The sequence below is a fragment of the Novosphingobium organovorum genome (assembly GCF_022832435.1).
GTDB lineage: Bacteria > Pseudomonadota > Alphaproteobacteria > Sphingomonadales > Sphingomonadaceae > Novosphingobium > Novosphingobium organovorum.
On the sequence record NZ_JALHLF010000009.1, the window covers coordinates 43412 to 67159 of the forward strand.

A 23748-nucleotide genomic window follows, 5' to 3' on the forward strand; every position below is an offset into this window, starting at 1 on the left:
AGCGTCCCCCGCCGTCTCGTGGCGGCGGGGGACCAAGGGACGCTCAGCGAATGATGTCGTAGCTGTAGTCCGTCTTGCTGGGCACGTTGGTGGTCGCGTCCATGTGCTCGAAGATCCGGTCGAGGATCGTGACGAGGACGTTGAGACCGCCCTGGTAGCCCCACACCGGGTAGCGGTGCTTGTGGTGGCGATCGAAGATCGGGAAGCCGATGCGGATCAGCGGCACGCCGGTGTCGCGCTCCAGATACTTGCCGTAAGTGTTGCCGATCAGGAAATCGGGCTTCTCGGTGAACAGGAGCGAGCGCATGTGCCACAGGTCCTTGCCCGGATAGGCTTGGCAACCCGCACCGAAGGGCGAGCTGTCGAACAGTTCCTGCATCTTCGCCGCCCAGGCCTTGCCGCCATTGGTGGAGAGCACCACCACCGGCTCACCGCCCAGTTCCATGACGAACTTGGCAAGGCCATAGGCCAGGTCCGGATCGCCATAGATCGCGAACTTCTTGCCGTGGATGTGGGCGTTGGAGTCCGCGATCGCATCGACCAGGCGGCCGCGTTCCTTGGCCAGTTCGTCGGGGATCTCGACGCCCGCCATGCGCGCCACTTCCATCACGAAGCTGTCGGTCGCCTCGACCCCGATGGGGTGGTTGAAGGCGGCCGTTTCCTGCCCGTGCGCGGCAATGAACGGCAGGGTCTTTTCGGTGCAGTATTCCTGCATCGAGATCGTACCCTTGGCGTGGATCGCGTTGGCGGCGTCTTCCAGCGTGGTGCCGCCGTCGTACATGCGAAACTCGCCATCGGTCGGCGTGTCCCACACGTCCGACTGATCGCCCAGGATCGTGTAGTCGATCTTCATCATGTCGAAGATGCGCTTCACTTCACGCAGGTTGCCGACCGCGTAGCCATCGAACCCGTTGAGGAAGTTGATCGAACCGTTGGCGACGCGCTCGAGCTTGGGCGCGGTCTTGGCCTTGCCGTCCCAGAAATGCTCCAGGATGCCCTTCATGGCGTTGTCGTAGCCGGTGATGTGGCTGCCGACGAAAGCCGGAGTGTGGGCGAAGGGCACGTCGAAGTCCTCGGGAACCGAGTCCTTCTCCTTGGCGGTCTTGATGAAGGCGTTGAGGTCATCGCCGATGACTTCGGCCATGCAGGTGGTCGACACCGCGATCATCTTGGGCTTGTACATCGCATAGGCGTTGGCAAGCCCGTCAATCATGTTGGTGAGCCCGCCGAACACCGCGGCATCCTCGGTCATCGAGGAGGAGACGCAGCTGGTCGGCTCCTTGAAGTGGCGCGAAAAGTGCGAGCGGTAATAGGCCACACAGCCTTGCGAGCCGTGGACGAAGGGCAGCGTGCTTTCAAAGCCGACCGCGGCGAAGACGGCGCCCAGGGGCTGGCACGCCTTGGCCGGGTTGATCGTCAGCGCCTCGCGGGAAAAGTTGAGGTCCTTGTATTCCTCGGTCTTGGCCCATTCGCGCACGCGGGCGACTTCCTCGGCCGGGTGCGGGTTCTCGAACTCGGCCTTCTTGCGGGCGAGCATGTCCACGTATTCCTCACCGCGGAACAGCTCGAAGTGGTCTTTGACCTTATTTGCGTCCTGGGGCATCGGTGCCTCCTGTCATGATGGGGTGGGGATGGCGGCTCATTCGGCCGCGATCGCGAGATAGTCGCCGTCGTCCTTCTTCCAGGGCGTGGGCGCCATCGACCAGACCGGCGAGTTGATCGCCATGTCCATGTCGCGCGCGAAGATCGCGAAGCCGTCGTAGCCGTGGTAGGGGCCCGAGTAGTCCCAGCTGTGCATCTGGCGGAACGGCACGCCCATCTTCTGGAAGACGTACTTTTCCTTGATGCCCGAGCCCACGAGATCGGGCTGGATCTTCTCGACGAACTTCTCGAATTCGTAGCCGGTGACATCGTCGTAGATCAGCGTGCCGTCCTTGACGTAGTGCTGGGCGGTGCGCTGGTAATCGTCGTTGTGGCCGAATTCGTAGCCCGTGCCGACCACTTCCATGCCCAGGTCCTCATAGGCCCCGATGACGTGACGCGGACGCAGGCCGCCGACGTAGAGCATGACCGTCTTGCCTTCGAGGCGCGGGCGGTACTTGGCGATCACGCCCTCGACCAGCGCCTTGTACTTGGCGATGACCTTCTCGGCGTTTTCCTGGATGCTCTCGTCGAAGTAGCTGGCGATCTTGCGCAGGCTTTCCTCGATCTTCGAAGGCCCGAAGAAGTTGTATTCCACCCAGGGAATGCCGTACTTTTCTTCCATGTGGCGCGAGATGTAGTTCATCGAGCGGTAGCAGTGCAGCACGTTGAGCTTGGCCTTGGGGGTCGCTTCCAGCTCGGCGATCGAACCATCGCCCGACCACTGGGCGATCACGCGAAGGCCCATTTCCTCGAGCAGGATGCGGCTCGACCAGGCGTCGCCACCGATGTTGTAGTCGCCAATGATCGCGACATCGTAGGGCGAGGGTTCGAACAGCGGTTCCTTGCCCTCGCTCTTGTCGAACACCCAGTCGCGCACCGCGTCGTTGGCGATGTGGTGGCCGAGCGACTGCGAGACGCCGCGAAAGCCTTCGCAGCGCACCGGCACGATGGTCTTGCCGCCGAATTCCTTGCTCTTGACCTTCGAGACCGCCTCGATGTCGTCGCCGATGAGGCCGATCGGGCATTCCGACTGGACGGTGATGCCCTTGTTGAGCGGGAACAGCTGCTCGATCTCGTCCATGATCTTGGCGAGCTTCTTGTCGCCGCCAAAGACGATGTCCTTTTCCTGGAAGTCGGAGGTGAACTGCATGGTCACGAACGTGTCGATGCCGGTCGTGCCGATGTAGTAGTTGCGGCGCGCGGCCCAGGAATACTGGCCGCAGCCCACCGGACCGTGGCTGATGTGGATCATGTCCTTGATCGGGCCCCACACCACGCCCTTCGAGCCGGCGTAGGCGCAGCCGCGGATGGTCATGACACCGGGGATGGACTTGATGTTCGATTTCACGCCGCAGTCGCTCTTGCCCTCTTCGGATACGTTGAGGTGCTTGGCGCGGCGCTTGGCGGACTTGGCCGGGTAGACTTCAAGGACTTCCTGGATCAACGCCCGGTTGCGTTCCTTGACTTCGGCAATGTCTGTTGGGGTTGAGACGCTCATTTCGATGGACTCCTGGTTGATCCGTCCTTGCTCGTGGATCACGCTTGGGACCGGGGCCCGGCCCCCCTCGCTTCGCATGCCCATGAGAGGCGCGAGGGGAACCGGACGTTCACGGATGGGCTCAGTTGGCGAGTTCGGCGGCGGTGAGGCCGACCTGGTTTTCGTCGACCGCCTTCATGATGCCGTGCTCCATGAGCAGGTCTTCGAGCTCGTCCATGGTGATCGGGGTCGGGATGATGCCGTTGCCCGAGTTGTTGTGGACCTTCTCGGCGAGGTTGCGGTATTCCTGCGCCTGGTTGGATTCGGGCGCGTATTCGATCACCGTCATGCGGCGCAGCTCGGCGTGCTGGACGATGTTGTCGCGCGGCACGAAGTGGATGAGCTTGGTGCCCAGCTTACCGGCGAGCGATTCAGCCAGTTCCAGCTCCTTGTCGGTCTGGCGCTCGTTGCAGATGAGCCCACCAAGGCGCACCCCGCCCGAATTGGCGTATTTCAGAATGCCCTTCGAGATGTTGTTGGCCGCGTACATGGCCATCATCTCGCCCGACATGACGATGTAGATTTCCTGGGCCTTGTTCTCGCGGATCGGCATGGCGAAGCCGCCGCACACGACGTCACCGAGCACGTCGTAGGAGACGTAGTCGATGTCTTCGTAGGCGCCGTTCTCTTCGAGGAAGTTGATCGAGGTGATGACCCCGCGGCCCGCGCAGCCAACGCCCGGCTCGGGGCCGCCCGATTCAACGCAGCGGATGTCCTTGTAGCCGATCTTCATGACGTCCTCGAGCTCGAGGTCCTCGACCGAACCGGCCTCGGCGGCGAGCGAGAGGATGGTGTCCTGCGCCTTGGCGTGGAGCATCAGGCGGGTGGAGTCGGCCTTGGGATCGCAACCGACGATGAGAATGCGCTGGCCGAGATCGGCGAGCGCGGCGAGCGTGTTCTGCGAGGTGGTGGACTTGCCGATCCCGCCCTTGCCGTAGAAGGCGATTTGACGAAGTGACATTGCTTGGCTCCTAAGCTGTTAAAGCCGTTTCGCGCGGTGCTCGAAGAGAGGGCGGGGGGCCCCGTCTTCAAACCGGTTCTCTCCCCGACGCGTCTTCTTTCGTTGCGGCGGGTCAGCAGGCGCGGCCCGCTGCGCCACCCCCTCTGCACGGGGCGTGCCAAATGCTCGCATTTGCGAAAATGCCCCGGAAAGCCGGGCTTCCGAGGCGTTTTCAGGGCCTGTCGCAAGCGTGTGACAAAGCCAACAAAGCGCCCCGGCCTGTCGCAAAGGACACACGCCAGCCGGAAATGTCACCGCCGTGTCGCAGCGCCGTTCGACCGCGCGTTCTGCCTGCAAGCGCGCACCCGCACGCCATCCTCGCGCGCAGGTGAGCGGGCGCGCGGATATGGAACGATCCTTGCTTCGCTGGCCCGGACGCCACTTGCACAGGAGACAGACATGCAGATCGGGGTTGAAACCGCCAAGGCCGTCGACCAGCGGCGCATCTTCGTGGTCGACGAGGACGAGATCACCCGCGCCGCGCTGCAGTTCATGCTGCACGACGAGATCGAAACCCACGAACTCGGCTCGCTCGAGGAAGCCTACGCCAAGGGCCAGGACTGGCTCGAGCCCGATGTGCTGATCCTGGGCCTGTCGATCGTGCGCGCCAAGGGGATCGGGGTGATCGGCGAAATCGCCGCGCGCTATCCGCGCGCGCGCACGCTGATCGTCGCCGCGCCCGAGGAGGAGGAGCTGGGTATCGCCGCGCTCAAGGCGGGCGCGCACGGCGCGCTGATCAAGCCCTTGCGCATGGAAGCGGTTCGCCAGAAGGTGGACACGATCCTGGGCCGCGCGGGCGGCGCGCCGCTGATCCAGCTCGGCGGGCTCTGATCCGGCTCAGGCTCTCAGCAACGATTCTATCCCGCGACAGACGGGAAACACCGGGAAAGGCGCGCGGCGAAAGGCACCGACACGATCCACGGAGACAGGCATGAAAATAAGCGCACGCAACAAGATTCCCGGCACCATCACCGCGATCACGCCCGGCGCGGTAAACGGCACGGTCAAAGTCGAGATCGCCGGCGGAACGATCCTGACCTCAAGCATCACCGAAGAAGCGATCGAGGAACTCGGCCTCGCGCCGGGCGATGCGGTGACGGTCATCATCAAGGCCAGCGACCTGCTGATCGGCAAGTAGGCAAAAAGGGTGCGGGGGCCGTGCATCCGCATGGCCCCCGCACCCTTGTCTTGCATTTCATGGAAAGCCGAGGCCGCCCTCAGGCGGGCGTGCTCGCCTCCATGTCCTCGCGCTTGACCACCTTGTGGCTTTCCTCGTCAAGGCCGAGCTTCCAGTAGCTCGAGATGTAGAGTTCCGCAGGCGTCAGCGCGCGCTCTTCGCGCAGGTACTGGCGCATCAGGCGCATCGCCGAAAACTCGCTCGCCGCCCAGCCGTAGACGCGCCCCTCCGGCCAGCCGAAGGCCTTGAGCGCATCGACCAGCAATTCGGGATGATCGCCCGGATGCGGGTTGACCACCCAGCGGATCTCGACCCCTTCGGGCGCATCGATGGCAACGCGATCGCCCTCCTGCTGGATCTCGATCACGGCCAGCCCCCTGGCCTCGCGCGGCAGCGCCTCGAGGTTGACCGAGATCGCGGGGATCGCGGTCATGTCGCCGGCGACGAGGTAGAAATCGAACCCCTCGGGCAGCGGCTTGGCCGCGCCGGGACCACCCACCTCGATCGTCTCGCCGGGCTGAACGCGCGAGGCCCAGTTGGTCGCCGGGCCGGAAACCCCGTTCTCCACGCCATGCAGCGCGAAATCGACGTCGATCTCGCCGGGGCGCTGCGCGCGAATGGTGTAGGTGCGCAGCGTCGGCTTGGCCTTGCCCGGCGCGGGTTCGAACATCAGCTTGACGTAGCCGCCCTGCTGCTCCTCGGGATAGCCCTCGAGCCCCGGCCCGCCCAGTGTGATGCGGATCATCGAGGGCGACACGGCCTGGCGGGCGAGGACAGTCATCGTGCGCGGTGCGGGTCTGGGCATGGCGGGTCCTTATTGCGAAAACTTTGCAATAAGAAAGATAGACCCGCCCCTTGCGAATGCAATGGCGCGGGCCATTCAATTTGCGAAGGTCAGGTAACGATTTGTTGCATGGCTCAGGTTCCCTTGCGCAAGCGCGCGCTCAAGGCCGGGGAATGCGGGTGCGCGCCTCGCGCAGCGTGACGCCCACCGGAACCCCCTCGCCCGCGGTCTTGGGCACGCCCACGCGCTGCGAAAGGTAGATGCCGTTGTGCCCCGAACAGACATAGGCGACAAAGCAGGCCACCGCGATCGGCACCAGATGCGCGCCGCCGAACAGCTCCACCCCCATGATCGTGCAGGCCAGCGGCGTGTTGGCCGCACCCGCAAAGACCGCGACGAAGCCGAGCGCGGCAAAAAGGTCGGGCGGCACGCCCAGCACGCCGCCCAGCGCGTTGCCCAGCGCCGCGCCGATGAAGAACAGCGGGGTCACCTCGCCGCCCTTGAACCCGCAGCTCAGCGTGACGACGGTGAACAGCAGCTTGAGCGCCCAGCTCCAGGGATAGACCGTGTCGCCAAAGAAGCTGGAGATGGTGACGACGTGGTCATCCGGCGCCCAGACGCCGAGCCCCAGATAGTCGCGCGTGCCGCAAAGATAGACCAGCGCGATGACCGCCAGCCCGCCGATCACCGGGCGCGCCGGACCATAGGGCACGACGCGCTTCATCCAGCCGCCAAGGACGTGATTCGCCTCGGCAAAGGCCAGCCCGGCAAGCCCGAAGGCAACCCCCGCCAGCGCGGCCTTGCCCAGCAGCACCGGCTCGAGTGCGAGCCATTCGCTCACCGGAAGCAAGGTGTGGACGGTGTAGAGCGTGTGATGCGCGCCCAGCATCTGGCAGGTCCAGTCGCCCAGCAACGCGGCGAGCAGACAGGGCAGCAGCGCGCCGTATTCGACCCGGCCCACCGCCAGCACTTCGAGCGCGAAGACCGCGCCGGCAAGCGGCGTTCCGAACACCGCGCCGAACCCGGCCGCGACACCCGCCATCAGCACGATGCGTACGCCAGCGGCATCAAGCCGGGCGATCCCGGCGACCCAGCTCGCCAGGCTGCCGCCCATCTGCACCGCCGTCCCCTCGCGCCCGGCCGAACCACCGAAAAGGTGCGTGACGACCGTGCCCAGGAACACCAGGGGCGCCATGCGCAGCGGCACGCCGCCGCCCGGCTCGTGGATCTGCTCGACGATGAGGTTGTTGCCCGCCTCGACCGAGGTGCCGAACCGATAGTAGAGCCAGCCCACCGCGCCCCCGCCGAGCGGCAGCCCGAACAGCAGCCAGGGATGCGCGAAACGCGCCTCGGTCGCGGCTTCGAGGCTCCACAGGAAGGCCGAGCACAAGGTGCCGACCAGCACCGCGAGCGGCACCAGCACGATCAGCCAGCGCAGCAGCGCTGCGGGTTGGAAACGAAGCCACAGGGTGTTGAATGATGCAGGCACAATTCCTCCTTCGATACCGACGCGGTCAGAAGCAGGAATCATCAGCCCTGGTGGGCGGTTCGGCCCGAAGGGCCCGGCAGAAATCCATTGCCTTGGCCGGGGCCGCTACTGTGCCCCGGCGCAAAGGTCAAGAGGTCGCCGCAACGCGGTATCACTCGTCGATCGCGGCGAGGATCAGGTGCGAGGCCTTGAAGCTGGCCAGGATCGTGCGCCCCGGTTGCAGTTCGAGCTCGATCGCGCTCGACCGGGTGACCACCACCGCCAGTTCGCGCCCCTCGCCGATGTCGAGCACGCATTCGGCCTCGACCGGGCCCATGACCAGTTCGGTCACCGTGCCCCCGATCAGGTTGCGCGCCGAAAGCGCGAGACCCGGCACGTCATCGATCAGGGTGATGAAGCTGGGCTTGATGAGCGCGACCGCGCGTCCGCCGGGCCTGAGGCCAAGCGCCGTCACCGAACTGGCCGGGACGAGCGCATCGATCACGATCCGCTCGTTGACCAGCAGGCCGACTTCGGCGCTGACCGAACCATGGACGATCGCGGTGACGATCCCTTCGAGCATGTTGCGCTCGCTCACCCGCAGGCGGCGCGAGCCGTAGCGCGACAGCGGGACGACCGTTCCGGTTCCGGCCGCACTGGAGGAGGAGACAGGCATCCTCAGGCGCTTTGCGTGCCGAGCAGCGCCTGCAACTCGCCGCTCGCGTACATCTCGCGCACGATGTCGCACCCACCCACGAACTCGCCGCGCACATAGACCTGCGGGAGCGTGGGCCAGTCGGAATATTCCTTGATCCCTTCGCGCAGGAACGGATCGTTCAGCACATCGATGCCGATATAGGGGCGCCCGATCGCGTCGAGCACCTTGACCACGCCAGCGGAGAAACCGCATTGCGGGGCGGCGGGCTCGCCCTTCATGAAGACGACGATTTCATTCTCGGTAACGAGCGACCGGATACGATCGGAAGTAGCCATCACGGTATTCCTTTCTAAGGCGTGGGAGGTGCGGGGGCGGGAACGAAGGTCTGCAAGGCCAGAGCGTGCAGTTCGCCGCCCATGTCCGCGCCGATCGCGGCGTAGACCATCTTGTGCTGCGCGATGCGGCTGTGGCCCGCGAACTCGGCCGAGGTCACCCGCGCGGCCCAGTGATCGCCATCACCGGCCAGATCGACCATGAGGACCACGGCATCGGGAAACGCGGCCTTGATGCGGCGTTCGATTTCGACACTGTCCATCGGCATGAGGGAACCTCCTGTTGTACGGCGTGCATGGCCAGCGGATCAGACGAAGCTGAGGACCTCGACCGTGACGTCCTCGGTGCCCAGGATCGTGCACTGGCAGGCCAGGCGCGACTTCGAGCTGACGCCGACCATGGTATCGAGAATGGCGTTTTCCTCGCGGGTCGAACGCGACAGGCCCTTGCGCCCGTCGAGCACGAAAAGGTGGCACTGGCCGCAGCTGGCCTGCCCATCGCACTTGTGCGCAACCGCAGCGCCGTTGGCGAGCATGGCGGCGAGCAGGCTGTCGCCTTCGGACACGGCCACCGAAGTGGCGGACGGCATGATCGTGAGCGTGGTCATCGGTACTTCGCTTCTTTCCTGTGTTGAGAATGGCCTGCGTGCGGGGGTGATGGTCAGTAGATCGCCGCCCCCGCGCCCGCGTTGATCGAGGAATCCTTGAGCCGGGCAACCATGAAGGCGATCTGTTCGGGCACCAGATGCGCGTGGAAGGGCAGCGCCACCGCGCGGTCGGCGACCTTCTCGGTCACGAACAGGTCGCCCTTGGTCCAGCCGAGCGCGCGGTAGGCGCGCTGGAGGTGGAGCGGGCTCGAATAGGCGTGCGCCTCCACCCCTTCGGTGCGCATGTCCTCCAGGATCGCATCGCGCGCGCCCTTGGTGAAACGCGTGCCGAGGTGGACGATGTAGAGGAACCAGTGGACCTCCTCGACATCGGGCGAGACGTAGGGCGGCTTGATCCCCTCGAAGCTCTGCATGAAGCCATCGTACATCGCCTGGATGCCGCGGCGGCGTTCGAGCAGCACGTCGATCCGGCGCAGCTGCGACAGCGCGAGCGCGGCGACCATCGCGCCCATCGGTGCCCCGAACGGCGCCTCGGTCGTGGCCGAAACCGAGGCGCGATCGGCCAGCGTGCGGGCGCGCAGGCGGCGCAGCGCCATCGCCAACTGCGCATCGTCGGTCAGCACCACCCCGCCCTCACCGCAGGCGATGACGCCGGGCTGCGCGAAATCGAACAGCGCGACATCACCGAACGAGCCGACCAGACCCGCCTTGTGGCGCGAGCCGATCGCCTCGCTCGAATCCTCGATCAGGAACAGGCCGTGCGCCTCGGCAAGGGCGCGAAGGCCCGGCCAGTCGGCCGGGTGGCCGCAGGTGTTGCCAGCAATGATCGCGCGGGTGCGCGCGGTCACCTTGTCCGCGCTCTTGGCCGCCGAAAGACAACCCGACCAGTAGTCGATGTCGGCAAAGACCGGGGTCGCCCCGACGCGCAGCACGGCATGGCCCAGCTCGCGGAACGAATGCGCCGAAAGGATCACCTCGTCGCCCGGCCCGATGCCCCTGGCGACGAGCGCCAGAACCAGCCCCATCGCCGCGCTGGCCACCGCGACACCGCGCGCGCGGCCGCAGTAGGAAGCGAGCGTCTGCTCCAGTTCCTCGACCACCGCGGCCTCACCCAGCTGGGCGCCGCGCAGCACCTGCTCGACCGCGACCACGTCTTCGAGCGTGAGGTCCGGATCACTCAGCGGGATCTGGACGCGCCGCCCGGTGTCGATCGCGATGACCTCGGCGCTCATGCCGCCACCTCGGGCTGGCTGGCGCGCGCGGCGAGCAGCAGGCCACCGGCCCGCTCGGGCTGATCGGTCACGAGAAGGCAATGGTCGGCGGTGTCGAGCAGGTGCAGATCACAGGCCCCGGCCGACCGGAAGGGTTCCTCCAGCACGTCGCTCGCATCGCAGCGGCGCAGCGCCAGGCCGGGAACGAGCCGTTGCAGCGCGATGGCCAGCGGATCGGGCTGCGCGGCGCCCCCCAACGCGCTCAACAGCGCATCGATGCGGGCCAGTTCGAGTTCGCTGATCGCCATCGGTTCGTCCTCCTATTGCCAGAACACACGCGCCGGGTCGGTGTTGAGCCGCACGAGCAGCTCGCCCAGCCGCGCGAAGCGGCCATCCTCGATCCAGCAGGCAGCCCCGTGGTCGCGCCGGTAGAGCAGCCAGTCGCGCCGCTCTTCATCCCACAGCAAGAGCGCGACATCGATCTCGCCCCCGGCCGGATCGATCCGGCGCGAGCAGCACGGGCTGCGCACCAGATAGCCATCGACCACCGGCTCGACGCTCGGGGCCACGTAGCGGTAACGCGTGCGTTGCTCGAGCGTGCGGGCAACGCGCATGCGGTCGAATTCGTTGGGTTGTCGCACCGCGCGCGGCGCAGTGGAGAGACGAAGGGCGGCGGCTATCGACATGGTTTCCCCTCCTCCTTCATGGCCGTTCGCGTTCGGGCCGTTCGAGTTCGCCTTCGAGGCACCCCACGACGAGCGGACTTGCGCCCGGCGCGGCGCCGTCGAACTCGACGAGGTAGACCGGCTGGTTGGTTTCCTCGTGGTGCCCCACGTTGACGATCTCGCCGCGTGTCCCGCGCGCGGCGAGCACTGCCCCTTCGCCCACGCCCGGAAACGAGCCGTCGTTGATGAGGTCAAGCGCGGCACGCACTTTCTCGCCCCAGCCGAAAATTGGTTCGCGCAGGTCCATCATCGCGCGAGGCTCCCCGCCCGGCCCGCGCGCGTCGGCAGCGCGCAGGGCAGTTCGTCGGCTTCCTCCTCGCCCGCCCAGACCGGATCGAGCTCGCGCCGCTTCATGCCCACACGGTTGCCGCTTTGCGTGAACTCGACGCCATAGATGTAGAATTGCTGGAGGAAGGTGCCGATCGAGACGACCACGCCTTCCTCGCCCTTGCGCACCAGAAGTTCGCCGATCTCCTTGCCCGCATAAGTCCCGTCGTTGCGTACCAGACGGCGCGCGCGGACCTTTTCGCCGTAGCGAAAGGCAGGTGGTCCACCCAGTTCAACGACGTCGCTGTCACGAACGATGTTCGCCATAACCACCCTCCTCCTGCTCGTCGTCTTCATCCGCCTCGAGCCGGTCGAGCACGTCGATCAGGACCTGCGCGCCGATCCGGTCGCGCGGGTCGAGTTCGATCAGCTTTTCCGCCGCCTCGCGCCCTTCGGCGAGCCGCCCGGTGCGCAGCGAAAGATAAGCAAACCCCTTCAGGCTGAAGAGGAAGAAGCGCGGCAAGAGCGCCTCCCACTCGCCAAACGGCGCATCGCCGGGCGCCACCGCTCGCCAGTCCTCGCCCAGCACGTTGAGCCGCAGCGCCTTGGCGACGCAGGTGCGCGCCACGTCGAGCGCCTCACCCAGCCGCCCCTTGTAGAAATAGAAGCGGTAGAGCGCGATCAGCACCGCGGCGTGATCGGGCGCCAGGGTCTCGGCGGTGAACAGGTGCGTTTCGGCAACGTCGGTGATGTGGTAGCGCTCGGCCGCGCGGTCGAGGTGAAAGCGCGCCTCGGCGGGCAGCCCGCCGCCGAGCAGCGGGCTGGCGAGGATCGAACGCTCGAACGCGTCCGATTCCCCGCCGAACCCTTCGAACAGCAGCCTGTCGCCCGCCCCGCTCATGCCTGATACCTCGGCACGCGGGTATCGATCACGCAGGTATCGTCGACCGGGCAGATCGCCACGCACTGCGGGGTGTCGAAATGCCCGATGCATTCGGTGCACAGCGCCGGATCGATGACGAAGGTGCCCCTCGCTTCCGAGATCGCCATGTTCGGACACAGCGCCTCNCGCCACGCACTGCGGGGTGTCGAAATGCCCGATGCATTCGGTGCACAGCGCCGGATCGATGACGAAGGTGCCCCTCGCTTCCGAGATCGCCATGTTCGGACACAGCGCCTCGCAGGCGGTGCAGTTGGTGCACTGGCTGGCGACGATGGTGTAGGCCATGGCGCTCAGCCCGCCTGGCTGAGCAGCGCGCCCTGACGGATCGCCGCATCGCCGCGTTCGTTGTGGATGATTTCGCCGCTGGCGATCCGGGCCAGGTAGTCCTTGAACCAGACCAGCGCGGACTGTTCGATGAATTCGTGCGCGTACTGGTCGACCGGCTCGATCCCGGCGGCCTGAAGATCGGCCTTGGGGCAGCCGCCGATCTTGGCGACGAAGACCGCGTGGCAGTCGTTGATCGCGGTGATCACGGTGTCGAGCGCGTCCTCCTCGCCGTAGCCGCCCTGGCAATAGAGATCGACGCGGCGGTGGCCGACGAACTTGGCGCCCTTGGCGGTCAGCTCGTAGATCTGAAACTCCTTGGCGTGGCCGAAGTGTTCGTTGATGATGCCGTGGCCCTTGGTGGCGACCGCGACGAGCAACGCCAGGTCGCCCGCCTGTTCCAGCCCGTCAAGCTCGCTCTTGCGCGCCTCGACCTTGGCCTGGCGTTCGGCCTCGACCGCCTGCTGGTAGGCCGCGCGGCCCGCCGCGTCGTACTCGACCTCCATCTCCATGATTTTCTCGGTGGTGAACTCGGCCGAGCGGTCCTCACCCAGCAGGCCGACCGCGTCGGCGCGGCACTGGCGGCAATGGCGCATCATGTTCATGTCGCCCTCGCACGCGTCCTGGAGCGCCTTGAGTTCCTGCGCACTGGGGCCGCGCTGACCGTTGAGGCCGAACACGGTGCCATGTTCGGGCGCGGAGATCAGCGGCATGATGTTGTGCAGGAACGCGCCGCGCGCCTTCACCGCCTTGTTGACCTCGACGAGGTGCTGGTCGTTGATCCCCGGGATCATCACCGAGTTGATCTTGGCGAGGATACCGCGCTCGGTCAGCATCTCGAGCCCGAGCAGCTGGCGCTCGCTCAGGATTTTCGCGGCTTCGTAGCCTTGCAGGCGCTTGTTCTCCCAGAATATCCAGGGATAGATGTGCTGGCCAACCTCGGGATCGACCATGTTGATGGTGATGGTGACGTGATCGACCTTGTACTTGGCGATCTCGTCGACCCAGTCGGGCAACGCAAGGCCGTTGGTCGAGAGGCACAGCTTGATGTCGGGCGCGACTTCGCTGATGAGCCGGAAGGTCTCGAAGGTCTTCTTGGGGTTGGCGAGCGGATCGCCCGGCCCGGCGATGCCCAGCACCGTCATCTGCGGAATGGTCGAGGCGACCGCCAGCACTTTCTTGGAGGCCTGCTCGGGGGTCAGCCGCTCGGAGACGACGCCGGGCCGGCTCTCGTTGGCGCAGTCGTACTTGCGGTTACAGTAGTTGCACTGGATGTTGCAGGCGGGCGCGACCGCGACGTGCATGCGCGCGTAGTGGTGGTGCGCTTCTTCCGAATAGCATGGATGGTTCTTCACCTTTTCCCAGATTTCGGGCGGCATGTCCTCGGGCCCGCCGGAGGAACCACAGCTTGCCTTGCCGCTGCCGCCTTCGGTGCCGCAGCCCTTGTGCTCGGCCATCTTCTGCATGACGTCGGCAATATCGACCGCACCGCCGTTCGAACTGGTCGCGGTGTCCGGGTTGCCGATGAAAAGGGTGTCGGTCATGAAAAACTCCCCATCCTGTGCCGGGCGGCGGGGGGCACCGCCGGCCTGTGCTGATGGAGAGTGTGTCAGCAAGCACCATGCCAGATGCCCGCAGGGACGCAATTAGGCCCTATTCATGCTGCGATGCGACATTGGCGCGCCCGGCCCATGTCGCGAATGCAACCGGGTTTGTCCGGGTCACGACACGCCTGCACACACCACGGGACGAAAGGGCTTACCCAACGCCGCGAGCGAGCGGCCCGTCGGCCCCCTCGCTCTTGCCGTACTCAGGCCGCGCCTGCGCCGCCTCGATAATAGCTCATCGCCGCGTCGGGGTTCTGCACGTCGTAATCGAACCAGGCCTTGGCGCCGTGGTCGTAGAGCTGCACGAAGTCGTCGGCGACCCTGGCGGTGTAGGATGTCGCCGAGCCGCGATCGTAGCCCTCGACCGTGCCATCGGTGATCGCCATCGCGATCGAGACCCTGTCGCCTTCGTCGTAGAGTTCGGGCAGGCGCCCCGAAAACTTGACCTGACGCTCGCCATCGAATCCCTGAAGCTGGTCGCGGCGGCTCTCGGCCGCGATCAGCCGGTCGCGCGCTTCAGCGTGATCGTAAAGCCCGGCGACTTTCTTGCCGGTGACAAAAGCAAAGGCCGAAGCCGCGATGAGGGCGCGCGTGTGGGACTGCATGGCCCTTCCCTCGCACTGCCCGGCGGCGCGATCAAGGCCGCGTAAAAAACACCGCCCCTCCCGAAGGAGGAGCGGTGCAAGGAACCGAGGCGAAAAGCGCCCGGGGGTCGCACGTGAGAAGGGTATGGGCGCGTGAGCGCCCGGCTAGGCCGCCATCAGCGCGGCCAGCGCCTCGCCCAGCGGCAGGTCGATCGCAGCGATGTTCTGTTCCTCAAGGAAACGCGCCTCGTTGCGGGTCAGCTTCGCGACATCGACCACCGCGTAGTGGCGATCGGACGAGCGCTTCATGATCTGGCGCGCGTAGATGCGCAAAAGCTGGTCGTTGAACGGGCAGCCGAGGAAAACGAAGCCCAGCCCGGTACGGCGCTGGCGCACCTCCTCCGGAATCGGGGTCTGGATGTCGATCTCGGTCAGCACCTCGACATAGTCGGCGTCGGTGATGAGGAAATTGGCCGCGGGCGCGATCCCGCCGTGCGGGGTGTAGAGCAGCGTCGTCGCCTGTGCCGCCGTGTCCGCCTCGCACGCGGCCCCGGTCGCATCGTAGAAGCGGAACCAGCGATCCTCGCCGATCCCGGCGCGGGTGATGCCCTGCACCTGCGCCCAGTCGCCGCGCCCCGAGGCGAGCAGCGCGGCGTGCATCTCGCTCGCGTACCAGGCATCGACGATGAGTGGCAGCGGGAGCTGGGCCAGCCAGTGGTGGAACGGCGAGGGCGCGACGCCCGCCGCAAAGGCCTCCTGCATCCACACCGTCACCGTGTCGCGAAAGCGGGTGCTTTCGATGTACTGTGCGGCCGACCAGCAATTGCCTTTGGCGCGTTTGGGCAAGGCGGTCTTGGTGGCGAAGAAATCAGCCAGTTCCTCGGGTGACAGCGGCGCGCCATGCTCCTCCAGCGCCGACACGCCCGGCCCCACGAACGGCACCAGCGTGCCCGCGCGAAAGCCTGCGGCGACATCGCCGAGCAGCGCCTGGGGATTGGCAAGAGTGGCGGTGGTCATCGCGGTCATTCCTCCTCCTCGGCCGTGGCGCGCTTCTTCGCCTCGACGGTGATCGGCAGGCGGGTGTCCTCGGCCATATCGGGCAGTTCGAGCACCCAGCCGTTGGCAAGGCGCGCCCAGCCGCCCCACAGGCTTTCTTTCTCGAGCGCGACGATCGGCTCCTCGAGGTCCTTCTTGGGGACATAGGCCGAAAGCTGGCCTTCGGAGCGGCGGATCATGACTTTCATGGCTCTGGGTTTCCTTGCTTGGGGGCCGGATCAGGCCGATCGAAGGGTTCGACGAGATGCAGGCGCCCGTCGCGCACCCGCGCACGCTCCCGCGCCAGGTCATGCCCCCGGTCGTAATCGTGAAGCCGCAGGCCCAACCCCGGCACGAGCGCGATGCGCGCGCGCGCCAGCTCCGCGATCGCAGGCTCCTCGTCGTCCAGCAGCGCGAAAAGATCCTCCTCGGCAATGCGTTCGGCGACGGTAAAGCGCACGCGCATGTCGCTGTCGTTCGCCAGGAGCCGCAAGGGTTCGAGCGGCAGGCGCGCGGCGACTTCGCGGCGCACCAGCGGATCGGTGTCGAAGGCCATGTCGGGCAGCGCGCGCAGATCGATCCGCCGCGCCACCCAGGCGCGCACTTCGGGGTCGGGATCGTGGCGCACCAGCGGCAGCATCTCGGCGGGCATGCGCCGCACCGCGGTGATGCGCACCATGTAGGCGCTGTCGTGCAGCGCCGGGATCAGGTCCGCGCCCGAAAGCCGCGAAGCCGCCGCGATGCGCACGTCGGTATCTTCGTCGTGGATCATGCGTTTGATCCTTTCCTCGGGAAGGCGCAGCGTGGCCACCGCGCGCACTTCGGGCTCGGGATCGTCGAGCAGCGCGCCCAGACGAAACAGCGTGGCGTAACGCGCCGCGCCCGCGCGCACCTCGAAGTAGGGATGGTCCAGATAGCGGTCGGCCAGCTGCGGATTGGCGCGCAGGAAGGTGTCGACCCGCCGCGCCCGGCGATCACGGATGCAGGCCTTGCCCTTGACGCACAGCCCCATCGCCTTGATTGCCTGGTGGTCGCATTCGCGGCAGCGCACGGGGCGCCCGGTCCAGTCGAGCGCGGCGCCCAGGTTATCCTCGTAAGGCTGCCGCGCCGCCGCGCCCAGCGCGTTCCCGGCCTCGCCGCTCGCCACCGTGCGGCCCGTTCAGGCCGGTACGCAGGTCTTGGGCACCGGGCACACGGTATCGCACTGCGGATGGTCGTATTCGCCCGCGCATTCGGTGCACTTGTCGGGATTGATGATGAACGTATCGCCTTTCATCGAGATCGCCGCGTTGGGGCATTCGAATTCGCAAGCGCTGCAACCGGTGCACTGCGAGGCGATGATCTTGTAAGCCATGGATACTCTCCTGCCAGAGTTTCCCGTTCAAAAGCAGGAAGCGTGCCAAAGCTTAAACTTCGCGATTTCAGTTTCTTACGACATCCCAACTGTGTTCGGGACCCGACAAAGCGTGTTCGGTTTCGTCCATAGCGGCGCGGCGCCGGGCCGGCCCCGGCGCGCGGGCGCAAACGCGAAAGCGCGGCCCCTTCAATAGGGGCCGCGCCGGAAAAGGCGCGCACCATCGTGATGATGGCGCGCCTGCGGATCGGGATGCGCCGTCAGAAATGCACTGTCGCGCTCGCATAGCCGTAGCGGGTATCGCCATTACCGGTCGCGCCCGAGGCGTGCTTGAGGAAGTCCCCATCGATCAGCACCGCGCCGCCTGCCTCGACCTGGAGCACCTTGGGCACCAGCCAGTAGCTTGCGCGTGCCTCGATCTGGTGCGCGGCGAAACGGCCGACATCGCCGCTGGTGTCGGAGACCTTGGTCGAGGCGAAGCTGTCATCGACGCTGTCCGCCCAGGCCGCACGGTACATGCCGGTGAGCGCGAGACGCTTGCTGGGCTTGGCCGAGGCGAGCAGACCGATCGAGCGGATGTTGTTGCGCCCCAGCGCGCCATAGAGCGAGGTCGGCCCGAACTCGAACCGGCGCGCGCCGTAGAGCGTGTCGAAGCGGTTGTACGATCCCCCGCCCTTGTTGCCCGACGCCACGTCGAGCTCGAACGCGACGCGCGGCGCCCAGCCGCTCGCGAAAGTATAGCCCAGCTCGCCGTGCGCGAAGTAGGCCGACACGTCGAGCCGCGCCGCACTGGCCGACTTGCTCGCGCGCACGTTGCCGAACTGGTAGGCACCCTCGATGTCGAAATCGATCGTGCCCGCCTTGGCCGCGCGGTGCAGCCGCGCACCCGGCGTGCGCAGATGGCGGTTGGTGGTCGCGGTATCGGGGGTGTCGTTCTCGTCGAGACCGTAGAAATAGGTCTCGAGCGTGGCCGCGCCGCCCGCGATCGGGGTGCTCGCGAAGGCGCCCCAGAAGGTCAGGTCGAAGCTCTGGCTGTCGGCGTGCACGTCGTTGTCGAGAATGCCGTCCTGATCGTCGGGAAGGCGCACCACCGGCATCGTGTAGAAGGCGGTGAATTTCTGCCCCTTGGCCCCCTTCCAGTCGGCGCGAAAGCCGGTGAAGGCGTTGATGGTGTTGCGGTAGCTGTTGCGGGCCGAAAGCCGCCGCGAGCCCAGGTCCATGGTAAAGCGGCCCGCCTCGAACGTGGTCGTCGATCCGGCGCCCAGCGCCGAGCCCAGGTCGAAGGCGAGATAGGCCTGGGTCACCGCCAGCGCGTTCACCTCGGTGGTCGACAGCGAACTCCCGGTGCCGCCGCCATAGGCGCGCGAGTCGGTGATTTCGGTCCCCACCCGCACCGGTCCGGTATCGTATTCGATCTGGAGGTCGGTCTGCAGCAGGAGCGCGTCGCTGTTGCGGTCGAGACCGGGCCGAAACTGGTTGTCGATGGCTTCGTAACGCGCCCGGACGGTGCCCTTGATGGTCAGGCCGTCGGGATCGCCGAGCGCGCCCTGCAGGGTCGGCGCCGAGCCCGACGCGGCAGTGGATTGCGCCAGCGCAGGGCTGGCGCACACCAGGAAGAGGCCTGCGGGAAGAGCGCAGGCGAAGGGCGCGCGCCAGGCGCGGTGGGTAGATTCGATCATTGGAAAAGCCCCCCTTGGGAAATGCGCGCTGCGGTTATCCTTATCCGAATCAACAGGCTCGGTGAACAGCGCTTCATCTATATCTCAAGGTATATAGCAAGGGCTGTTTGTCCACCTCAAAATTGGCTTTGCAACCGCGAACATTATGATTTCTACACCTTATTGCGAATTTATTTTCGTATATTATTATTTAAAATCAGTGTGTTATTGGACTAATTTCTATCACGATCTTTTTGCGACGCAATAATTTTTTTCGCAATAAGCCCTTCACCCTCTTCCCCCGAGCCTTCTTGCAATATACGCTTGGATATAGAAATGGAGGGCATCACATGAACAGATTTGGTCGCTGGCTCGCGGCTTTCACCCTGACGCTTGGCCTTGTCGCAAACGCCGGTATCGCGCATGCGGCCGGTCCCCTGGTGCTGGCCGCGGCCAGCCTTCGCGAATCGATGACAGCCGCCGCCGACGCCTGGGCCGCCAAGGGGCACGAGCACCCCGTGGTGTCGTTCGCGGCCTCCTCCGCGCTCGCCCGCCAGATCGAGGCCGATGCCCCTGCGGACATCTTCGTGTCCGCGGACGAGGAATGGATGAACTACCTTCAGCAGCGCAAGCTCATCAAACCGGCCACGCGCAAATCCTTCCTCGCCAACGACATCGTCCTGATCGCGCCCGCCAACAGTCCGGTCAAGCTGGCGATCCGCAAAGGCTTCCCGCTCGCCCGCACGCTGGGTGACGGACGCCTTGCAATGGGCGATCCCAATGCAGTGCCGGCCGGTCGCTACGGCAAGCAGGCGCTCGAAAATCTCGGCGTGTGGGACAGCGTCGCCGCCAAAGTCGCCGCCGCGCAGAACGTGCGGGTCGCGCTCGCCTTCGTCGACCGGGGCGAAACTCCGCTCGGCATCGTCTACGCGACCGACGCCAAGCAGGACAAGGGCGTGCGCGTGGTCAGCGTATTCCCCCGATCGAGCCACACCCCGGTGACCTACCCCATCGCGCTCGTCGCCAAGTCCACCAACCGCGACGCCGAAGCGTTCCGCAAATTCTTGATCTCGAAGGACGGCAAGGCCATCTTCGCGCGCTACGGCTTCGGAGCGCTTTAGAACATGTCGACGATCCTGTCTGCGCTGCCCGGCCTGTCCGGCGAGGAATGGCAGGTCGTCGCCTTGTCGCTCAAGGTGAGCACGGTGGCCATCGTGCTCGACCTCCCGCTGGCCTTCGCGCTGGCCTGGCTGCTGGCGCGCGGGCGCTTTCCCGGCAAAGTCCTGCTCGACGCCATCGTGCACCTGCCGCTCGTCCTGCCTCCGGTGGTGACCGGCTGGATGCTGCTGCTCGGCTTCGGCAGCCAGGGCCCCTTCGGCAAGATCCTGAACGACCTTTTCGGGCTCACCCTCATCTTCCGCTGGACCGGCGCCGCGCTCGCCGCCGCGATCATGGCGCTGCCACTGATGGTGCGCGCCATCCGCCTGTCGCTCGACGGGGTGGACCGCCGGCTGGAAAACGCCGCCCGCACGCTGGGCGCGGGGGCCTGGGGGACGTTCGCCACGATCACCCTGCCGCTCGCCCTGCCCGGCGTAATGGCCGCGATCGTGCTCGGTTTTGCGCGTTCGATCGGCGAATTCGGCGCGACGATCACCTTCGCCTCGAACATTCCCGGCGAAACGCAGACCCTGCCGCTGGCGATCTACACCGCCTTGCAGATCCCCGGCAGCGAGAGCCAGGTCACCCGCCTCGCGCTCATCTCGGTCGCGCTCTCGCTCGCCGCGCTCGTCATCTCCGAAGTCCTGACCCGGCGCAGCGGGCAGGGAAAGGCTGGCCATGCCATTTGACATCGACATCGCCCTCACGCGCGGCACCGCGCGGATCGAGGCGCGCTTTGCGGTTCCCGGCGGGCTAACCGCGCTGTTCGGCACTTCGGGCGCGGGCAAGACCAGCGTGCTGGGCGCGATCGCCGGGCTCATCACCCCCGAGCGCGGGTCGATCCGCGTCAACGACGAAGTCCTGTTCGACCATAGCGCGCGCATCGACCTCAAGCCCGAGCGCCGCGCCTGCGGCTACGTGTTCCAGGACAGCCGTCTGTTCCCGCACAGAACGGTACGCGACAACCTGCTGTACGGCTGGCGCCGCGCGCCCACCCAGCGGCGCTGGATGGCGCTTGAGGAAGCGTGCGAATTCCTTGGCATCGGCCATCTCCTCGCGCGGATGCCGCGCACGCTTTCGGGGGGCGAGATGCAGCGCGTGGCGATTGGCCGCGCGCTTCTTTCCGGCCCCCGCTTCCTGCTGATGGACGAGCCGCTGTCCTCGCTCGACGAGGACCGGCGCGGCGGGATCATGCACGTGATCGAGCGTATCCGCGACGAGCTCGAACTGCCCATTCTCTACGTCAGCCACGACCACCGCGAGGTCGACCGGCTGGCCGATCACATCGTGCAGATGGGGCCTGAGGGTTGCACCGTCCGACCCGGCCCGGCGCAAGGACGAAAGGCCGGGCCGGACCTTACGCCTTCTGATGCGCCTTTGGCGCTGCGAGCAAGGCTGCGCTCAGTTCATCCCACGCCGACGAGCGCCTGAGCACCGCCGCTTCCTCCTGCAAGCCTCGATAGAGCTGGAGAATCCCGCGCCCATAGGGCGTCAGCCGCGCGCCGCCGCGCGCCGATCCGCCGGGCGCGGTTTCCACCAGCGGCTCCTTCCAGCAGCGGTTCATCGCATCGACCAGCAGCCAGGCCCGCCGGTAGCTCATTTCCAGCGTGCGCGCCGCGGCCGAGATCGACCCCTGCTCGGCGATCGCATCGAGCAGGTCGGCCTTGCCCGGCCCCATCGCGATTTCCTCTCCCGAATAGATCTGGAGCTTTATCTTGAGAACGGATCCGGTCATGCTCATGGCGCAAGCTTAGGCTGAGAGCCTGCGTGCAGGCAATCTTTTCAGGTGCCGCCCGCGATTAAAGCGACCGGCCTTTTCCGGCGATCGACGGCCCGCGCCATCGTCCCGGCAGCGTCTCCGCGCGCGATCCCCCGATGCGCCCCCGATGCACCGCGCGCAAGTGCCCGACGCACCGCACGCAAGCCTCTTGCCTTGTTTCGAAACGGTTGCGATAGGCAGAACGGCAACACGATAACTCACAACCGGTCGCAACGCGGGAAAGAAGCGCATCATTCCATGAGCACCCCTCCCAGGGCACAGCCGCAGGCGGGCACCACCCCGCCGCGTCGCATCATCACGCGCCAGGACCCCGGCACGCGGCGCCAGGACCTGCTCCAGGTCACCGTCGGCTGTCTTGCCCGGCTCGGCCCGCAAGGCACCACGGGGCGCGAGATCTGCCGCCAGGCCGGTGTTTCGCACGGGCTGCTGCGCCACTACTTCGCAAACCCGCAGAACCTGCTGCTCGAAACCTACGAGGAGGTCTGCCGGCAGGTCATCGCCCGCCTGCGCGCCCGGCTCGACGAGGATGCCGACGCCGCCGACGCCTGGGGCGCGATGGACCGCTTCCTCGAAACCCTCTTCGCACCCGAGGCCGCCAGTTCGGACATGCTCGGCGCCTGGCTCGCCTTCTGGTCGCTGGTCCGGGCCAACCCCGAGTTCACCGCGCGCAACGAAGCCTTCAACGCCGAGCTGCGCGCGCTGCTGCGCACGGCGATGGACCGCCTTATCCCGTGCGGGGCACGGGCCGGTACGGCAGACGATCCCTCGCTGGGCGAGGTGCAGGCGATCATGACCGCGATCATCAACGGGCTGTGGCTCGAGGTCTGCCTCTCGCCCGACAGCGCCTCGCGCGAGCGGGCGATCGCACGCTGCAAGACGAGCCTGCGTCGCCTCCTGCCCGCCGCCTGAGCGGCACCGGGCCGGGTTCGGACGCCCCTGACAGGCCGCGTCACTCGGTTCGGGAAGCCTCGTTCTTTGCCCAGGCGATGAAGCGGCTGAGCGCCGAGCCCGCTTCGCCCCCTTGAGGCCAGACAAGGTAATAGGCCTGATCGGTCGAGAACGGCCGGTCGAGCGGGGCCACCAGCGTGCCCGCGGACAGTTCGGGCGCGATCAGGAAGCTGGGGATCAGCGCCAGCCCCGCGCCCGCCGCCGCCGCCTGCGCGAGCATCAGGAAATGCTCGATGCTCGGCCCCGTGCACGGCGCCGCCAGCGCCACGCCGTTGGCCGCGAACCAGGCATCCCAGGCCTGCCGCCGCGAGGACTGGAACAGCAGCGGCTTGCCCACCAGATCGGCCGGCTCACGCAAGGGATTGGCGGCCAGCCAGTGCGGCGAACAGACCACCACCGCCTCCTCGCGAAACAGCAGCGCGTGCTGCATGCCGCCCCAGGGCGGGCGACCGAAATCGAACGCCGCATCGAAATCGCGCGGCCCGTCGTCGAGCCCCTGTGCCCCGGACGTGAACGGCCAGGTGCGCGAGGCGACATTGATGACCAGTTCGGGATGCCGCACCGACAGGCGCGGCAGACGCGGCGCCAGCCAGCGCATCCCGAAGCTGGGCAAAGTGGCGATGGTCAGCTCGTTGTCGCCCCGCCGCTGGGCCAGCCGGGCGCCGGCGCGCGCGATCTGTTCGAGCGCGGGCCCGATCGCCTCGGCATAGGCCCGCCCCTCGCCGCTCAGTTCCACCCGCCGCCCGGTGCGCACGAACAGCGCGACCCCCAGCTGCGCCTCGAGCTGGGATATCTGGCGGCTGACAGCGCTTTGTGTCAGGCCTACACTGTCCCCCGCAAGCGAGAAGCTGCCCAGGCGCGCTGCCGCCAGAAAGCTGCGCAACGCGGCCGAGGAGGGCAGATGTTGCCGATAGGGCTCATTCCATTTCATCATGCATTGATGAAA

General features: G+C 66.5%; 30 protein-coding genes, 1 pseudogene and 1 riboswitch. Of the genes and pseudogenes, 6 read left to right on the forward strand and 25 right to left on the reverse strand.

Translation table 11 applies throughout. From position 1 onward, the window contains the following. Nucleotides 1-43 precede the first annotated feature (43 nt). The 3 genes from nifK to nifH all read right to left on the reverse strand — a co-directional run bounded on the left by nifK (nucleotide 44) and on the right by nifH (nucleotide 4142). A complete protein-coding gene (gene nifK / locus MTR62_RS04430) occupies nucleotides 44-1603 on the reverse strand; it encodes a nitrogenase molybdenum-iron protein subunit beta (protein ID WP_244017363.1) in 1560 nt (519 codons plus the stop codon). 36 nt (nucleotides 1604-1639) lie between these two features. Then, nucleotides 1640-3142 carry a nitrogenase molybdenum-iron protein alpha chain gene (gene nifD, locus MTR62_RS04435; RefSeq protein WP_244017364.1) on the reverse strand — a complete coding sequence of 501 codons (1503 nt, stop codon included), beginning with the start codon at nucleotides 3140-3142 and terminating at the stop codon, nucleotides 1640-1642. A 121-nt stretch (nucleotides 3143-3263) separates the two neighbouring features. Then, nucleotides 3264-4142, reverse strand: coding sequence for a nitrogenase iron protein (gene nifH / locus MTR62_RS04440; protein WP_244017366.1), 879 nt, complete (start codon nucleotides 4140-4142; stop codon nucleotides 3264-3266). Nucleotides 4143-4580: 438 nt separating this feature from the next. On the opposite strand from nifH, the gene MTR62_RS04445 reads away from it, so the two are divergent. Both MTR62_RS04445 and MTR62_RS04450 read left to right on the forward strand, forming a co-directional pair. Next, the gene (locus tag MTR62_RS04445; RefSeq protein WP_244017368.1) at nucleotides 4581-5012 is read left to right on the forward strand and encodes a response regulator; all 432 of its coding nucleotides are present in this window, start codon (nucleotides 4581-4583) and stop codon (nucleotides 5010-5012) included. Nucleotides 5013-5112: 100 nt separating this feature from the next. Next, nucleotides 5113-5319 carry a TOBE domain-containing protein gene (locus tag MTR62_RS04450; RefSeq protein ID WP_244017370.1) on the forward strand — a complete coding sequence of 69 codons (207 nt, stop codon included), beginning with the start codon at nucleotides 5113-5115 and terminating at the stop codon, nucleotides 5317-5319. A 79-nt stretch (nucleotides 5320-5398) separates the two neighbouring features. Here the strand turns inward: MTR62_RS04450 and MTR62_RS04455 are convergent, their stop codons facing one another. The 20 genes from MTR62_RS04455 to MTR62_RS04555 all read right to left on the reverse strand — a co-directional run bounded on the left by MTR62_RS04455 (nucleotide 5399) and on the right by MTR62_RS04555 (nucleotide 18937). Continuing rightward, a complete protein-coding gene (locus MTR62_RS04455) occupies nucleotides 5399-6163 on the reverse strand; it encodes a siderophore-interacting protein (RefSeq protein ID WP_244017372.1) in 765 nt (254 codons plus the stop codon). 139 nt (nucleotides 6164-6302) lie between these two features. Further along, the gene (locus tag MTR62_RS04460) at nucleotides 6303-7631 is read right to left on the reverse strand and encodes a voltage-gated chloride channel family protein (RefSeq protein WP_244017374.1); all 1329 of its coding nucleotides are present in this window, start codon (nucleotides 7629-7631) and stop codon (nucleotides 6303-6305) included. A gap of 25 nt (nucleotides 7632-7656) precedes the next feature. Further along, nucleotides 7657-7732: riboswitch (Fluoride riboswitch) on the reverse strand. Nucleotides 7733-7782: 50 nt separating this feature from the next. Next, on the reverse strand, nucleotides 7783-8286 hold the full coding sequence (locus MTR62_RS04465; RefSeq protein ID WP_244017376.1) for a TOBE domain-containing protein: 504 nt from the start codon (nucleotides 8284-8286) through the stop codon (nucleotides 7783-7785). 2 nt (nucleotides 8287-8288) lie between these two features. Next, nucleotides 8289-8603 carry a Grx4 family monothiol glutaredoxin gene (gene grxD, locus MTR62_RS04470; protein ID WP_244017379.1) on the reverse strand — a complete coding sequence of 105 codons (315 nt, stop codon included), beginning with the start codon at nucleotides 8601-8603 and terminating at the stop codon, nucleotides 8289-8291. A 14-nt stretch (nucleotides 8604-8617) separates the two neighbouring features. After that, nucleotides 8618-8869 (reverse strand): BolA/IbaG family iron-sulfur metabolism protein, encoded by a 252-nt coding sequence (locus MTR62_RS04475; RefSeq protein ID WP_244017381.1) that lies wholly within the window; start codon nucleotides 8867-8869, stop codon nucleotides 8618-8620. A gap of 39 nt (nucleotides 8870-8908) precedes the next feature. Further along, nucleotides 8909-9208 carry a 2Fe-2S iron-sulfur cluster-binding protein gene (locus MTR62_RS04480; protein ID WP_244017383.1) on the reverse strand — a complete coding sequence of 100 codons (300 nt, stop codon included), beginning with the start codon at nucleotides 9206-9208 and terminating at the stop codon, nucleotides 8909-8911. Nucleotides 9209-9261: 53 nt separating this feature from the next. Next, nucleotides 9262-10440: a DegT/DnrJ/EryC1/StrS family aminotransferase gene (locus tag MTR62_RS04485; protein ID WP_244017385.1), complete on the reverse strand. Its 1179-nt coding sequence runs from the start codon at nucleotides 10438-10440 to the stop codon at nucleotides 9262-9264. After that, nucleotides 10437-10727 (reverse strand): hypothetical protein, encoded by a 291-nt coding sequence (locus tag MTR62_RS04490; RefSeq protein ID WP_244017387.1) that lies wholly within the window; start codon nucleotides 10725-10727, stop codon nucleotides 10437-10439. The genes MTR62_RS04485 and MTR62_RS04490 overlap by 4 nt, the downstream gene beginning before the upstream one ends. 12 nt (nucleotides 10728-10739) lie before the next feature. After that, nucleotides 10740-11105, reverse strand: a complete 366-nt coding sequence (locus tag MTR62_RS04495; protein WP_244017389.1) for a DUF3024 domain-containing protein — start codon at nucleotides 11103-11105, stop codon at nucleotides 10740-10742. 16 nt (nucleotides 11106-11121) lie between these two features. Continuing rightward, complete coding sequence (locus MTR62_RS04500) at nucleotides 11122-11394, reverse strand: nitrogen fixation protein NifZ (protein ID WP_244017391.1); 273 nt, start codon at nucleotides 11392-11394, stop codon at nucleotides 11122-11124. After that, nucleotides 11391-11738, reverse strand: coding sequence for a nitrogen fixation protein NifZ (locus tag MTR62_RS04505; RefSeq protein WP_244017393.1), 348 nt, complete (start codon nucleotides 11736-11738; stop codon nucleotides 11391-11393). Before MTR62_RS04505 ends, MTR62_RS04500 begins: the two co-directional genes overlap by 4 nt. Further along, nucleotides 11719-12312: a hypothetical protein gene (locus tag MTR62_RS04510; protein WP_244017461.1), complete on the reverse strand. Its 594-nt coding sequence runs from the start codon at nucleotides 12310-12312 to the stop codon at nucleotides 11719-11721. The genes MTR62_RS04505 and MTR62_RS04510 overlap by 20 nt, the downstream gene beginning before the upstream one ends. Beyond that, nucleotides 12309-12461, reverse strand: coding sequence for a 4Fe-4S dicluster domain-containing protein (locus tag MTR62_RS04515; RefSeq protein ID WP_407672604.1), 153 nt, complete (start codon nucleotides 12459-12461; stop codon nucleotides 12309-12311). Before MTR62_RS04515 ends, MTR62_RS04510 begins: the two co-directional genes overlap by 4 nt. A gap of 183 nt (nucleotides 12462-12644) precedes the next feature. Then, nucleotides 12645-14222 carry a nitrogenase cofactor biosynthesis protein NifB gene (gene nifB / locus MTR62_RS04525; protein WP_244017395.1) on the reverse strand — a complete coding sequence of 526 codons (1578 nt, stop codon included), beginning with the start codon at nucleotides 14220-14222 and terminating at the stop codon, nucleotides 12645-12647. Nucleotides 14223-14488: 266 nt separating this feature from the next. After that, on the reverse strand, nucleotides 14489-14890 hold the full coding sequence (locus MTR62_RS04530) for a hypothetical protein (RefSeq protein WP_244017397.1): 402 nt from the start codon (nucleotides 14888-14890) through the stop codon (nucleotides 14489-14491). Nucleotides 14891-15034: 144 nt separating this feature from the next. Next, nucleotides 15035-15895, reverse strand: a complete 861-nt coding sequence (locus tag MTR62_RS04535; protein WP_327194377.1) for an SIR2 family protein — start codon at nucleotides 15893-15895, stop codon at nucleotides 15035-15037. Then, nucleotides 15892-16113: a putative nitrogen fixation protein NifT gene (gene nifT, locus MTR62_RS04540; RefSeq protein ID WP_244017401.1), complete on the reverse strand. Its 222-nt coding sequence runs from the start codon at nucleotides 16111-16113 to the stop codon at nucleotides 15892-15894. Before nifT ends, MTR62_RS04535 begins: the two co-directional genes overlap by 4 nt. After that, complete coding sequence (locus tag MTR62_RS04545) at nucleotides 16110-17051, reverse strand: 4Fe4S-binding leucine-rich repeat protein (protein ID WP_244017403.1); 942 nt, start codon at nucleotides 17049-17051, stop codon at nucleotides 16110-16112. The genes nifT and MTR62_RS04545 overlap by 4 nt, the downstream gene beginning before the upstream one ends. A gap of 12 nt (nucleotides 17052-17063) precedes the next feature. Continuing rightward, nucleotides 17064-17258: a 4Fe-4S binding protein gene (locus MTR62_RS04550; protein ID WP_244017405.1), complete on the reverse strand. Its 195-nt coding sequence runs from the start codon at nucleotides 17256-17258 to the stop codon at nucleotides 17064-17066. A gap of 260 nt (nucleotides 17259-17518) precedes the next feature. Then, nucleotides 17519-18937: an alginate export family protein gene (locus MTR62_RS04555; RefSeq protein ID WP_244017407.1), complete on the reverse strand. Its 1419-nt coding sequence runs from the start codon at nucleotides 18935-18937 to the stop codon at nucleotides 17519-17521. A gap of 329 nt (nucleotides 18938-19266) precedes the next feature. Between MTR62_RS04555 and modA the strand changes: the two genes are divergently transcribed. The 3 genes and pseudogenes from modA to MTR62_RS04570 all read left to right on the forward strand — a co-directional run. Further along, nucleotides 19267-20037 carry a molybdate ABC transporter substrate-binding protein gene (gene modA, locus MTR62_RS04560; protein WP_244017409.1) on the forward strand — a complete coding sequence of 257 codons (771 nt, stop codon included), beginning with the start codon at nucleotides 19267-19269 and terminating at the stop codon, nucleotides 20035-20037. 3 nt (nucleotides 20038-20040) lie between these two features. After that, nucleotides 20041-20763 carry a molybdate ABC transporter permease subunit gene (modB, locus tag MTR62_RS04565; RefSeq protein ID WP_244017411.1) on the forward strand — a complete coding sequence of 241 codons (723 nt, stop codon included), beginning with the start codon at nucleotides 20041-20043 and terminating at the stop codon, nucleotides 20761-20763. Between the two features lie 58 nt (nucleotides 20764-20821). Further along, nucleotides 20822-21505, forward strand: a pseudogene (locus tag MTR62_RS04570) (molybdenum ABC transporter ATP-binding protein); the annotation flags it as partial. On the opposite strand, the gene MTR62_RS04575 reads toward MTR62_RS04570, so the two are convergent. Further along, entirely contained in the window at nucleotides 21432-21815 is a 384-nt protein-coding gene (locus MTR62_RS04575) for a winged helix-turn-helix domain-containing protein (protein WP_244017414.1), read from the reverse strand. The pseudogene MTR62_RS04570 and the gene MTR62_RS04575 overlap by 74 nt on opposite strands. Before the next feature lie 276 nt (nucleotides 21816-22091). On the opposite strand from MTR62_RS04575, the gene MTR62_RS04580 reads away from it, so the two are divergent. Next, nucleotides 22092-22763: a TetR family transcriptional regulator C-terminal domain-containing protein gene (locus tag MTR62_RS04580; protein WP_244017416.1), complete on the forward strand. Its 672-nt coding sequence runs from the start codon at nucleotides 22092-22094 to the stop codon at nucleotides 22761-22763. 40 nt (nucleotides 22764-22803) lie between these two features. On the opposite strand, the gene MTR62_RS04585 is transcribed toward MTR62_RS04580, so the two are convergent. Continuing rightward, the gene (locus MTR62_RS04585) at nucleotides 22804-23736 is read right to left on the reverse strand and encodes a LysR substrate-binding domain-containing protein (protein WP_244017418.1); all 933 of its coding nucleotides are present in this window, start codon (nucleotides 23734-23736) and stop codon (nucleotides 22804-22806) included. Nucleotides 23737-23748: the final 12 nt, after the last annotated feature.